Below are 12350 nucleotides of genomic sequence, written 5' to 3'. Positions count from 1 at the left end.
GGGATTACCTCACGAAATGCAGTTGCTGGCCCAGCAGCTCCGGGGTGATCAGGGTCACCCCGTTGGGCGTACGATGGAAACGGCGGGCGTCTTCGTCAGGGTCTTCGCCGACCACCAGTCCGTTCGGGATGATCGTACCCTTGTCCACGACCACCTTGCGCAGGCGGGCGCCTTCGCCCATGCGCACGTTGGGCAGGATGACCGAGTCTTCGATCAGGGTATGACCGTCATTGACCCGCACGTTGGAGAAGAGCAGGGAGCGGCGGACGGTGGCGCCGCTGATGATGCATCCGCCCGAGACGATACTATCCAGCGCCATGCCTCGGCGGCCTTCGTCGTCAAATACGAATTTGGCTGGCGGCAGTTGTTCCTGATAGGTCCAGACTGGCCAGCGGCTGTCGTAGAGGTCGAGATCGGGAGTGACGTGTACGAGGTCGATGTTGGCGGCCCAGTAGGCATCCACCGTGCCTACATCCCGCCAGTAACAGCGGCTATTGGTCCCCTCGGAACTGGCAATGCAGCTATTGCGGAAGCGATGCGCGATCACCCGGTAGCGCGATATCATATAAGGGATGAGGTCGTTGCCGAAGTCGTGGGTGGAATCGGGACTGTCAGAATCGCGAATGAGTTGTTCATAGAGGAAGTCGGTGTTGAATACGTAGATACCCATGCTCGCCAGGGCGCGATCGGGATTGCCGGGGGTGGGGATCGGATCTTGGGGCTTTTCGGTAAAGGCGGTGATGCGATCCTCACTGTTGACGGACATCACGCCGAAGGACCTGGCTTCTTCCAGCGGCACCTCGATGCAGGCGACACTCATGTCGGCCTGGCTTTGGACGTGCTCGGCAAGCATCTGTCCGTAATCCATTTTATAAATATGATCACCCGCCAGGATGATCACAAAACGCGGGCGGTGGGCACGGAGGATATCGATGTTCTGGAAGATGGCGTCGGCGGTGCCCTTGTACCAGCCGGTATTCATGCGCTGCTGGGCGGGGAGAATCTCGGTGAACTCGCTGAACTCGCCGCGGAGAAAACCCCAGCCAAGCTGGATATGGCGGATGAGACTGTGAGATTTGTACTGGGTGAGGATACCGATGCGACGAATCCCGGAGTTGAGACAGTTGGAGAGGCAGAAGTCGATGATGCGGAATTTGCCGCCGAAGGGAACGGCGGGTTTGGCACGCCAGTCGGTCAGCGGACCGAGGCGGCTGCCTCTCCCCCCGGCGAGCACCAGGGCCAGGGTATTTTTGGTCAGGTTGCTGACGAAGCGGGGTGAGTTGGTTGCTCCGCGACTGCCTTCTTCCGACATGACCATCTCCTTTTCGGGCACGGAATACGACCTTACCTGGAGTATAGGTGAGATTGCCGGCGCGCTGGCCTTTAAGGTACTGAACTTGTCCGTTGGCGGCAAGGGCCTGTGCATGAACAAGCCGTGCTCCGGCTGGAGCGGCGCAGCTTTGCGGATGTGTTATGCTCAGAAGTGTTGGCATGACGATGAAGCAGGAATGGTTTCACCTCGGATGGCGGGTTAAGGAGGGTGCGGTGGCGGCAATGCAAAAGCATGGCAGTACGGTGAGCGGTCCATCTGGCGACAGTGAAGACGGCCTGGCCATCCGTGAGGCGCGTCATCACGACCCCTTCGCCTGGCTGGGCCAGCATATGGTTGGTGGGCGGACCGTGCAGCGAGTCTTTCTGCCCGGCGCCCACGGCGTGGAGATACAGACGCCAGCGGGATGGGTGGTCATGGAACAGAGCCATCCTGCCGGCATTTTCACCCGTCAGGGCGAGGTCATACCGGTGCCTTATCGCCTGCGCTGGGAGGACCGGCACGGATTCCACGAACGCCATGACCCTTATGTCTTCGGTCCGGTGCTGGGGGATGTGGAGGTTTACCTCTTCAGCGAGGGGCGCCTCTATGAAGCCTATCGTCACCTCGGTGCGCACCGTCGCCATCACGAGGGAGTGGATGGGGTGTTATTCGCCGTATGGGCGCCCAATGCCGGGCGGGTCAGTGTCGTCGGTGACTTCAATGATTGGGACGGCCGCGCCCACCCCATGCGCGCGCGCGGCCAGAGTGGCATCTGGGAACTGTTCATCCCGGACCTTGCCATTGGCGAAATCTACAAATTCGAGATCCGTCACCGCGATTCCGGAGCGGTATTTGTCAAGACCGACCCCTACGCCCATGCCTTTGAGCTCAGACCGAGTACGGCGGCACGCGTGGTGGAAAATGACCACGTCTGGGCGGATCAGGACTGGGTGGCGGCTCGGGCTGGGCAGGACTGGCAGCACGCCCCCATGAACATCTACGAAGTGCATCTCGGTTCCTGGCAGCGTGACGCGGCGGGCCATTTCCTTAGTTACGCGGCGCTGGCGGAGAGCCTGGTGCCCTACTGCAAGGACATGGGCTATACCCACATCGAACTGATGCCGGTGATGGAGCACCCACTGGACGAATCCTGGGGCTATCAGGTGAGCGGCTATTTTGCGCCCACCAGCCGCTTCGGTACGCCCGACGGCTTCCGCGCCTTTGTGGATCAGTTTCATCAGGCGGGCATCGGCGTGCTCCTGGACTGGGTGCCGGGGCATTTCCCCCGGGATGACTGGGGGCTGGCGCGCTTCGATGGTACCCCGTTGTATGAACATGCCGACCCGCGCGAGGGGGAGCACAGCGACTGGGGCACTTATATTTTCAACTTCGGACGCAACGAGGTGCGTGGTTTTTTGCTGGCCAACGCCTGCTACTGGGCGGACAGCTTCCATATCGACGGGTTGCGCGTGGATGCGGTGGCGTCCCTGCTCTACCGCGATTATTCGCGCCAGGAGGGCGAGTGGATTCCCAATCGGTATGGTGGCCGGGAAAATCTCGAGGCCATCGATTTCCTGCGTGAGATGAATGTGATCCTCAATGAGCGTCATCCGGGCATCCTCACCATTGCCGAAGAATCCACGGCCTGGCCGATGGTCTCCCGCCCCACCTATGTGGGCGGCCTGGGTTTTTCCATGAAGTGGAATATGGGCTGGATGAACGATACCCTGGCCTACCTGGAGCAGGACCCGGTCTACCGGCGCTTTCACCAGAACGACCTGACCTTCAGCCAGCTTTACGCTTATTCGGAAAACTTCGTGCTGCCCTTGTCCCATGACGAAGTGGTGCATGGCAAGCGTTCACTGCTGGACAAAATGCCGGGGGATGCCTGGCAGCGTTTTGCCAACCTGCGTCTGCTCTTCAGCTACCAGTTTGCGCATCCCGGCAAGAAACTGAATTTTATGGGCAACGAGTTCGGCCAGGGACGGGAGTGGGATTGCGGGCGGGCCCTGGACTGGGATCTACTGCATTGGGACTGGCATCAGGGTACGCAGCGGTTGAGCCGGGATCTGGCTCATCTCTACCGGGCTGTTCCGGCCTTGCATGCGCAGGATTTTCAGGGCGAGGGCTTCTCCTGGGTGGATTGCCATGACGCCGATCAGTCGGTGTTGAGTTTTCTGCGCTGGGACCGGGACGGCGGTTTCGTGCTGGCGGTGTTCAATTTCACGCCGGTGCCTCGGCGCAATTATCGTCTGGGGGTGCCGGCTGCGGGTCGGTACCGGGAGATCTTCAACAGCGACGCGGGCGCCTATCATGGCAGCAATGTGGGCAATCTGCCGCAGCAGGCCCAGGACCAGTCGTGGATGGGTCTGCCCCATTCGCTGGAACTGGTCCTGCCGCCCCTGGCCGCGATTTATTTACAGCTTGCCGGGGCAGGCTGAACCCGGGGGGTGGCGATGTTGATCATTTATATCGTCATTGCGTTTGGCGCCGGGCTGGCGGAGCTTTTTACGGGCACGTTCTACCTGGCGGCGGTGGCGCTGGCGGCGCTGTTTACCGCGATCACCGGGCTGCTCCTGCCGGGTGCGGTGCTGCACTGGGTTTTTCTCGGATTCTGTCTGGTTCTGCTGCCCGCCGGAGTGTGGCTGCGGCATCGCCTGGCGGGCAAAAGCGGAGACCTCGGTGATTTCGATCTGGGGCAGGGGGTGGATGTCGTCAGCGGACCGGACAGCAATCAGCAATACAGTGTGCGTTATCGCGGCGCCGAGTGGATGGCGGTCGTCGATGATGGCCCGCCCCCCCATCCGGGGGATCGGGCCGTTATCATCGCCAAGACCGATAATCTGCTACATTTAGGAGTGCTACCCAAGCAAGATTCTGGCAAGGAGCCGCTATGTCCTCCCTCATCGTCGTCCTGATCGTTGTCGTTGCGGCTTTCTTCATCCTGCGAACCACCATTCGGGTCGTGCCTCAACAGCGCGCCTGGGTGGTGGAGCGCCTTGGTAAATATCATGCAGTGCTGGAGCCCGGGCTGAATTTTATCATCCCTTTTCTGGACCGCATCGCTTTCCGTTTTGATATGCGCGAGGTGCCCATGGAGGTGCCGGCGCAAGTGTGTATTTCCCTGGACAATACCACGATGACCGTGGACGGCGTGCTCTATCTGCAGATTACGGATTCGGTAAAGGCGGCCTACGGCTCCAGCAACCCCTTTACCTCGGTGATACAGCTGGCGCAGACCACCATGCGTTCCGAGATCGGCAAGCTGCATCTGGATGCGGCGCTCTCGTCCCGGCAGTTGCTGAACACTGCCGTCGCGGCATCGGTGGATGAGGCGGCGGTCAACTGGGGCGTCAAGGTACTGCGCTATGAGATCAAGGACATTACTCCGCCTCAGGAGATCATCCGCGCCATGGAGCTGCAAATCACGGCCGAGCGGGAAAAACGGGCACTGATCGCCAAGTCCGAGGGGCAACGGCAGCAACAGATCAACACCTCCGAGGGGCAACGGCAGCAGGACATCAATGTCGCCGATGGCCGCAAGCAGGCGGAAGTGCTTCGCGCTCAGGGTGAGGCGGCGGCCATCCAGTTGGTGGCAGAAGCCACAGCGGCCGCCATCCGGGTCATCGGCGATGCTGCGCAGGCCCCGGGCGGTATCGAGGCCCTACAGATGCAGTTGGCCAAGGACTATATCGAAAAATGGGGCAACCTCGCCAAGGTGGGCACCAGTCTGGTGATCCCGGCGGATCTGGGCAATATCGGTGCACTGGTGGGTACGGCGCTCGCCATGGTCAAACAGTCGGGCGGGCAGAATGGGGCAGCGAAAGCCTGAACACCGCCTGAGGTGTCTGAGAAACCAGGATTCGCGGGGGCATGGGGACAAGGGGAGGAAGGATGGTGCCATGGGGCATGGGGTCAGATGGTCCCGGGCACTATTTCCGGCCAGGCTGCATTGTCCAGCCAGACATCCGCTGCTGCGCCTACCATGGCGGCGGGAATGGGCTCGCCCCGCCACCAGGCCGTGAGTGCCGACCGCTTGCCGCCGCCGGCTGCCATAAAAAACATTTCCCGCGTGTATTGTAAGCGCCAGCCGCTCAGGCTCACCCTTTGGGGTGGCGCCTTGGCGGCGTCGTGGACGGCGATCGTGGCGGGGCCGTTCTTTTCCATGCCCCAGTCGTGGTCGGGGAACAGGCTGGCCGTATGGCCGTCCTCCCCTACTCCCAGCAGGACCAGGTCGAAGGCGTGGGGTGGAAGAACCGCAGCGTAGTCGCGGGCGGCCACATCGGCGCCCCGTTCCGCTGGGATGTGATGAATCTGCCGTGCCGGGATGGGCACCCGGGACAGCCAGACCGTGTCGAGCATCAGGCTGTTGCGATCCGGGTCCTGGGGCGGCAGACAGCGTTCATCCCCATGATAGAGGTGCCAGCACTGCCAGTCTCCGCCTAGTTGCGGAAGCAGGGCGTAAGCCGCGCGGGGGGTGGTGCCACCGGCGACCACCAGATGGAAGGCGCCGCGGGCGGTGATGGCCTCCCGCGCCATACGGGCGACAGCCGCCGCGAGTCGCCGGGCGAGCGCTTCGGGATCGGGATGAATATGCCAGGTATTGCGATGCCGAGCTGTTTCCATGCGGATGTGCTCCCGTGTGTTCCCGATCTTTTGCAAAGGATAGCCCCACTTTGCAGCTTGGGTCTATGATGCTGCTTATTGGATATTGCCCTGAAGGAGGCAGAGATGGGTGGTCTGGAGAACTGGGTGGGCAATACCCCCTTGTGTGAGTTGCGGCGCCTGTCGCCCCATGCGGGGGTGCGGATTTTCGGGAAGATGGAGGGGAACAATCCCGCCGGTTCAGTCAAGGATCGTCCCGCCGTGAACATGATTCGTCGGGCGCTGGAGCGGGGCACCATCACCCCCGCTACACGTCTGATCGAACCAACCAGCGGGAATACGGGCATCGCCCTGGCCATGGCGGCATCGGTACGCGGATTGTCCATGACGCTGATCATGCCGGACAATATGAGCATCGAAAGGCGCCAGGTGATGCGTGCCTACGGTGCGGAGGTGATTCTCACCCCTGCGGCCCGGAGTATTGAAGGTTCCATCGATCTCGCGCACCAGATGGTCGCTGCGGGAGAGGGCTTCATGCTCGATCAGTTTTCCAACCCTGATAATCCCGAGGCACATTACCTCGGGACCGGGCCGGAGATCTGGCGCGATACCCGCGGCGCCGTGACCCATTTCGTATCGTCCATGGGGACGACGGGGACCATCATGGGTACCTCCCGCTATTTGCGGGAAGTCTCGCCGGGTATCCAGATCATCGGTGTACAGCCGACGGAGGGGGCCAGAATTCCCGGTATCCGCCGTTGGCCGCAAGCCTATCTGCCGCGCATCTATCATCCCGAGTCTGTTGACCGAATCGTCGATGTGAGTCAGGAAGAAGCCGAGGAGATGACCCGGCGCCTGGCGCGGGAAGAAGGAGTGCTCGCGGGCATCTCTTCGGGCGGAGCGCTGGCGGCGGCGATACGGGTGGCGCAGCATCTGGAGGTTGGCGTGATCGTCGTCATCATCTGCGACCGGGGTGACCGCTACCTCTCTACGGGCGTTTTTCCGGCCTGACGGAACGATGCACGGGCGCAGCGGGGTGTTGCCGAGAATCGCCCGGTGGCTACTGTTGACGGGCCTGGGACTCGCGATCAGTGACGCCGCCGGGGCGCAGGTTCTGGAAATCAGCGCCGCGGACGTCAGCGGAACGGGCTGGACGGTGCAGCACCCGCGTGTGACGCTGTCCACATCGGCGCAGGGCGACCAGTTGCGTCTGGTGGTGGGTGCCGTGCAGGCGGGCAGACGCAAGCTCTGGCGGCGCGCCCAGTGGCAATGCGGGCTCCGGACGACGCAGGGTTGGGCGTGTCCGCAGGGCCACCTGGTGGTGGACGGCAGCCCGTGGGGCGCACTGCATGGCGATGGGCAGGTACAGTTGCGGCAGCTGGGTGGCAGCGGGCAGGCCGTGCTGGCGGTGCGTGGTGTGCAATTCGGCAGCGCCCGGGTGCAGGTGCAAAGTACCGCCGCCGGACAGTGGCATCTGACGGGTGCGGGCAGCCTGCCGGTTGCCGGTCTGGTGCATGCTTTCAGCCTGCTGCCTGCCGCCTGGCAGACCTCGGGGCAGGCCCGGTGGCAAGTCCGGGCGCAGGGTGCGAGCTGGGCACAGGCCCGTCAGATGGCCTTTGAACTGCAAGGCAGCCAGCTCCAGTTCAGCAGCCCGGACGGTTTGCAGGGCGCCCAGGGTGTTGCATTGCGGCTCCAGGGGGCGGGGGTCTACAGCGGACGGTGGCACGGCAGCGCTCGGCTGCGCTGGACCCAGGGTGGTGTCCTCTGGAGTCCATGGTACTGGACAGCCCCTGCCGCGCCGGTGCGGATGCAAACCCGCTGGCAACAGACGGCCAAGGCCTGGCAACTGGACCAGGGAAGCATCCGCTGGCCCGGCCTCGGGCAGGGCGGTTTTGCGCTGTACTGGCCGACCCAGGGTGGAGCGCTGCGCTGGCAGATTCGGGATATGAATGTGGCCATGGCGCCGCTGTATGCAAACTGGATCAAACCGCTGGCCCTTCCCGGAGGTCTGGCGGCCGGGTTGCAGGCCTCGGGGCAGGTGCGGTTTTCCGTGGCGGGAGCAGGAGGGCTGAACGCGCTGCGATGGGATCTGCGCAATGCGGCCGTTTCCAGCTCGAACAGGCTTCTTGCGGTGACCGGGGTGAATAGCCGGGGCGCGTGGAGTCGTACCGGTAAAATTTCCGCCGCCACGCTCCGCTGGCAATCGGCGGCGCTCTATCGTATCCCCGTGGGTCCGCTGCATGCGGATCTGGTGGTCAATCCCCAGGGCTTCCATCTGCAGCAGCCCTTTACCCTGACCATGTTGGGGGGCGCGCTGCATTTCCGGCAACTGGCGGCGCGTTGGGCGGGGACGCGATCGGGTTTCAGCATGAGCGGCGACCTGCGGGGGGTTAGCATGGCTCAGCTGACCAGGATCATGCGCTGGCCGCCGTTTACCGGAACGGTGTCGGCGACCATACCGGAGCTGCAGTACCATGCGGGGGACCTCAGCACCAGCGGCGCACTTTCCGCCCAGGTGTTTGGCGGTACCGTGCGAGTGAATGACCTGCACGTTGAGAATTTCTTTGGCGTTTTGCCCCTGTTGCGCGGCAACGTCGAAATTTCCGGGGTGCGGCTGAAGCCTCTGACTGACGCTTTTCACTTCGGGTACATTAGCGGCGTACTCGACGGCCACGTAAAAAATCTCGCCCTGCTGAACTGGTCGCCGGAGGCCTTTGACGCGCAGTTCCATACGGTTCCCGTTCCTGGCGTACGTCAGGAAATCAGTTATGCTGCGGTCCAGAACCTTACCCGACTGGGTGGAGGTGACGGCATCGGCGGATTTTTTCAGGGCCTGTTTCTGCGGATGTTCAAAACCTTTGCTTATGCGCATTTGGGGATGGGGGTGCGGCTCAGGCATGGTGTTGCCGAATTATCCGGAGTGGGGACCGAAGATTCCGGTTTTGTGATCCTCCAGGGCCAAGGGCTGCCCAGGGTGGATATAGTGGGGTACAATCGCCGGGTAAATTGGAACGAACTGCTGGCGCGCCTGCAAACCGCCATGCACGGTGGTGCCCAGGTCCAGACAGGAGAGTAAGCATATGACGAGGCAGGATTGGCTGAAAACGCAGGGCTGGCGCAGTGTGCTGGTACTGGGGTTGCTTATGGCACTGTCCGCTTGTGTGACCGTCAACATCTACTTCCCGGCTGCGGCGGCACAGAAGCTGGCGGATCAGGTGGTCGGCGAGGTGTATAAGGCCGCCGCCAAAGGCGCCCTGCTGGCTCCGGTTGCGCCCGCCACATCGGTACCTGCGCCGCCGGTTGCGCCCGCCGTATCGGTACCCGCGCCGCCGGCTGCCCCGACACGGTCCGCAGCCTCCGCCAGCAATGCCCTGAGCATGGCATCCCCCTACCATGCGGCCAGCTACCTGCTCGCCATGGGCTTCTCCGCCATCAGCGGCACGGCGGAGGCCGCCGCCAACCTCGATGCGTCCAGCCCCGGAGTGCAATCGGCCAGGGCGCAGCTCGAGGCGATAGCGGCGCAGATGCGCCCTTATTTTGTCAGCGGCGCCGTGGGTTTTACCGCCAATGGTCTGGTTGCCATCCATGATGCCGCGGCCGTGCCCCTGCAGCAGCGGGCGGCCCTGAATGGTCTCGTGAACAGCAATAACAGCGCACTCAGCAACCTCTACCAGCAGATCGCTGATGCCAATGGTCATCCCGAGTGGGAGGGTCAAATTCAGCAGACTTTTGCCCAAGCTTGGATCAACAAGGCACCGGCGGGATACTGGTATCAGTCGCCCAGTGGTCAATGGCAGAAGAAATAGCCACTGCCTTGCAGAATGTGCTGGTTTTCGACATCGAGACGGTGCCCGACGTTGCCGGCGGGCGACGGGTGCATGGCATTGAACTGGCGGACGACGCGGGCGTGGCGGAATTGCTGGAGCACCGGCGTCGCATCGAAACCCAGGGCGCAACGGAGTTTCTGCGCCCCTATCTGCACCGGGTAGTCGCTATTTCCGCCCTTTGGTGGCAGGGCGGACAGGTCAAGCTCAGCAGTTTCGGCAAAGTGGACGATGACGAGGTGGCTCTGGTCACGGCCTTTTTTCAGTTCATTCAGCGCCATGCCCCGCAACTGGTATCCTGGAATGGCGCGGCCTTTGACCTTCCGGTGCTCCATTACCGTGCCCTGCTCCACGGCATCCCTGCCGCCCGCTACTGGGAGCACGGCGAACAGGACCAGAACTATCGCTGGAACAATTACACCAGCCGTTACCACGAGCGCCATCTCGATCTCATGGATGTCCTCTCCGCCTATCAGTCGCGCAATGTCGCCCGCCTCCAGGACATCGCGTTGCTGCTGGGGTTGCCCGGCAAGCTGGGAATGAGCGGTGCGGAGGTCTGGACCCATTATCAGGCAGGGGAGCTGGCGGGCATTCGCCACTACTGCGAAGTCGATGTGCTCAACACGGCCCTGGTCCACCTGCGTTTTGAACTGACTCGCGGGCATCTCGACAGATCGGCTTATGATGTTTGCCAGACCCGGTTGCGGTCTTACCTGCAAAGCCGGGACGAGGCCCACGTCCAGGAATTTCTCACACTGTGGCCAGAGAATCTGCATGTCGCGTCCCAAGCCCATTCATAACGCTCAGCCTGAGCAGGTGTTTATTGAAAGTCTGGATACCGAGGGACGCGGAATTGCCCGTGTGGAGGGCAAGGTACTGTTTGTCGATGGGGCGCTGCCCGGCGAGCGGGTCTGGGCACGGCGTACCCAGAACCACAAGAGCTTTGATCGTGCCGAGTTGCTGCAGGTGGTCAAGGCGTCCTCCCTGCGGGTGTCGCCGCCTTGTCCTCACTTTGGTGTCTGCGGGGGCTGCAGCCTGCAGCATCTGGAGCCAGCGGCACAGGTGGCTATCAAGCAAAGACAACTGGAAGATCATCTCTGGCGCATCGGCAAGGTCCGCCCCGAACGCGTCCTGCCACCCATTCATGGCCCGAGCCTGGGCTATCGCAGCAAGGCGCGGCTCTCGGTGCGCACGCCGAAAACCCGGGGCGCGATGGTGGGCTTTCGTGAACGCAACAGCAGTTACGTCGTGGATATGGGGCAATGTCTGACCCTCGACCCGCGCGTCGGGCAACGCATTCTGCCCCTGCGGGCGCTGATCGCGCAGATGCAGTCGCCCCAGGATTTCCCACAGATCGAAGTGGCGGCCACGCCGGATGCCGTCGCGCTGGTGTTTCGTCACATGCGGCCGCTGGCGGAAAGTGATCTGCAGCACCTGCGCGCTTTTGGTGCGCAACACGACCTGCAGATATGGTTGCAACCGCGCGGGCCCGAGACCCTGTATCCCTTGTGGCCGGAGCAGCCGGAGCCGCTCCATTACGACCTGCCGGATTATGCGTTGCGCCTGCGTTTTGATCCCCTGGTCTTTACTCAGGTCAATCAGGCGGCGAATCAGGTGATGGTGCGCCGCGCCATGGCCTTGTTGCAACCACAACCGGGAGAGCACATTCTGGACCTCTTCTGCGGGCTCGGGAATTTTACCCTGCCCATCGCCCGCTTGGGAGCGCAGGTGCTTGGCATTGAAGGAGATGCCCGGTTGGTTGCGCTGGCTGCGGAGAATGCCGCCGCCAACGGCCTGGCGGATAAAGCCCGGTATGCTGTAGCCGATCTCACCCAGGCCCGGATGGAAGATTTTGCTTCGGCGGGCGCCATCGACAAAATGCTCATCGACCCGCCCCGCAGTGGAGCCATCGAAGTGTTGCGCAGTCTGACCCCCGGCGTCCGCCGTCTGGTGTATGTCTCCTGCAATCCGGCGACCCTGGCCCGTGACACCGAGTATCTGGTACATGAGCGCGGCTATCGTTTGCGAGCGGCAGGTGTCGTCAACATGTTTCCCCATACTGCCCATGTCGAATCCATTGCCCTCTTCGAACGCTGAGCGGCCCGCGCGCTGGCTCTGGGTGGATGTCTCCGCCCAACGCCTGTATGAAATGCACGGCGCCGAAGCGCGCTCCGAGTATGTCGTATCCACGGCCCGTAAGGGGCTGGGCGAAGAGTTCGACAGCGGTTGCACGCCGCGCGGCTGGCATGTAGTGCGCGCGCGCATCGGCGCCGGCCTGCCCGCGACGGCCATTCTGCGCGGCCGGCGCTGGACCGGTGCCTGTTACAGTGCGGAGTGGGCGGCCGGCCAGCCGCGTCGGGACTGGATTCTCGGGCGCATCCTCTGGCTCTCGGGCAGTGAAACGGGTTTTAATCGTGGTGGCCTTCAGGATACCTTCCGCCGTTATATCTACATCCATGGCACCGCCGATGTGGATCATCTCGGTCAACCGGTGTCGGCGGGCTGTGTGCGGATGGCGCCCGATGCGGTATGCGCCCTCTTTGCGGAATGTGCCGTGAATACCCCCGTTTTTGTCGGACTGCAGCCACCGCTGCACTTCCCCCGCTGAG

Annotated in this window: 11 protein-coding genes; 9 read left to right on the top strand and 2 right to left on the bottom strand. The window is 62.7% G+C overall.

Annotation, left to right across the window (positions count from 1 at the left end):
- Window positions 1–4: 4 nt before the first annotated feature.
- Window positions 5–1312 carry a glucose-1-phosphate adenylyltransferase gene (gene glgC / locus F6A13_RS13280; RefSeq protein WP_113525920.1) on the bottom strand — a complete coding sequence of 436 codons (1308 nt, stop codon included), beginning with the start codon at window positions 1310–1312 and terminating at the stop codon, window positions 5–7.
- A 242-nt stretch (window positions 1313–1554) separates the two neighbouring features.
- Between glgC and glgB the strand changes: the two genes are divergently transcribed.
- Genes glgB through F6A13_RS13265 form a run of 3 tightly spaced genes read left to right on the top strand, consistent with a single transcriptional unit; the run spans window position 1555 to window position 5144 of the window.
- Window positions 1555–3753 (top strand): 1,4-alpha-glucan branching protein GlgB, encoded by a 2199-nt coding sequence (gene glgB / locus F6A13_RS13275; protein WP_113526350.1) that lies wholly within the window; start codon window positions 1555–1557, stop codon window positions 3751–3753.
- A 15-nt stretch (window positions 3754–3768) separates the two neighbouring features.
- Window positions 3769–4230, top strand: a complete 462-nt coding sequence (locus tag F6A13_RS13270; protein ID WP_151528347.1) for an NfeD family protein — start codon at window positions 3769–3771, stop codon at window positions 4228–4230.
- The gene (locus F6A13_RS13265; protein WP_113525921.1) at window positions 4206–5144 is read left to right on the top strand and encodes an SPFH domain-containing protein; all 939 of its coding nucleotides are present in this window, start codon (window positions 4206–4208) and stop codon (window positions 5142–5144) included. The genes F6A13_RS13270 and F6A13_RS13265 overlap by 25 nt, the downstream gene beginning before the upstream one ends.
- 83 nt (window positions 5145–5227) lie before the next feature.
- On the opposite strand, the gene pgl is transcribed toward F6A13_RS13265, so the two are convergent.
- Window positions 5228–5938, bottom strand: coding sequence for a 6-phosphogluconolactonase (gene pgl, locus F6A13_RS13260; RefSeq protein ID WP_113525922.1), 711 nt, complete (start codon window positions 5936–5938; stop codon window positions 5228–5230).
- Window positions 5939–6043: 105 nt separating this feature from the next.
- On the opposite strand from pgl, the gene cysM reads away from it, so the two are divergent.
- Genes cysM through F6A13_RS13230 form a run of 6 tightly spaced genes read left to right on the top strand, consistent with a single transcriptional unit; the run spans window position 6044 to window position 12349 of the window.
- On the top strand, window positions 6044–6928 hold the full coding sequence (gene cysM, locus F6A13_RS13255; RefSeq protein ID WP_113525923.1) for a cysteine synthase CysM: 885 nt from the start codon (window positions 6044–6046) through the stop codon (window positions 6926–6928).
- Entirely contained in the window at window positions 6891–8993 is a 2103-nt protein-coding gene (locus tag F6A13_RS13250; RefSeq protein WP_225981845.1) for a hypothetical protein, read from the top strand. Before cysM ends, F6A13_RS13250 begins: the two co-directional genes overlap by 38 nt.
- Before the next feature lie 4 nt (window positions 8994–8997).
- Window positions 8998–9723: a DUF1318 domain-containing protein gene (locus F6A13_RS13245; protein WP_126604392.1), complete on the top strand. Its 726-nt coding sequence runs from the start codon at window positions 8998–9000 to the stop codon at window positions 9721–9723.
- Window positions 9708–10541, top strand: a complete 834-nt coding sequence (locus F6A13_RS13240) for a 3'-5' exonuclease (RefSeq protein WP_126604391.1) — start codon at window positions 9708–9710, stop codon at window positions 10539–10541. The genes F6A13_RS13245 and F6A13_RS13240 overlap by 16 nt, the downstream gene beginning before the upstream one ends.
- A complete protein-coding gene (gene rlmD, locus F6A13_RS13235) occupies window positions 10516–11838 on the top strand; it encodes a 23S rRNA (uracil(1939)-C(5))-methyltransferase RlmD (protein WP_126604390.1) in 1323 nt (440 codons plus the stop codon). The genes F6A13_RS13240 and rlmD overlap by 26 nt, the downstream gene beginning before the upstream one ends.
- Complete coding sequence (locus tag F6A13_RS13230) at window positions 11807–12349, top strand: L,D-transpeptidase (protein WP_113525928.1); 543 nt, start codon at window positions 11807–11809, stop codon at window positions 12347–12349. The genes rlmD and F6A13_RS13230 overlap by 32 nt, the downstream gene beginning before the upstream one ends.
- Window position 12350: the final 1 nt, after the last annotated feature.

Source organism: Acidithiobacillus sp. 'AMD consortium' (assembly GCF_008926505.1).
GTDB lineage: Bacteria > Pseudomonadota > Gammaproteobacteria > Acidithiobacillales > Acidithiobacillaceae > Acidithiobacillus > Acidithiobacillus ferridurans.
Note: the sequence above shows the minus strand (reverse complement) of the source record. Positions and strands in the feature narration are given on the sequence as shown.